General features: G+C 64.3%; 1 protein-coding gene. It reads right to left on the bottom strand.

What is annotated here, in order from left to right:
* On the bottom strand, positions 1–258 hold a 258-nt coding region (locus RVY79_RS20340), incomplete at both ends, for a flavodoxin-dependent (E)-4-hydroxy-3-methylbut-2-enyl-diphosphate synthase (protein ID WP_317466400.1).

Raw genomic sequence — 258 nt, 5'->3', positions numbered from 1 at the left:
CAGATCCTGATCCAGGCTGCCCCAGTTCACGCCGATGCGCACGGGCTTGTCGTAGCGACAGGCAATCTCGATCATCTGCGCGAACTGCGTGTCACGCTTCGCGCCCTGCCCCACGTTGCCCGGGTTGATGCGGTACTTGGACAGCGCCTGCGCGCACTCGGGATAATCCTGCAGCAGCTTGTGGCCGTTGTAGTGGAAATCGCCCACCAGCGGCACGTCCACGCCCATGCGATCGAGTTGCTCGCGGATGGCCGGCAC

This window comes from Chromohalobacter sp. HP20-39, assembly GCF_033052815.1.
In the GTDB taxonomy this organism is placed as follows: domain Bacteria; phylum Pseudomonadota; class Gammaproteobacteria; order Pseudomonadales; family Halomonadaceae; genus Chromohalobacter.
Note: the sequence above shows the minus strand (reverse complement) of the source record. Positions and strands in the feature narration are given on the sequence as shown.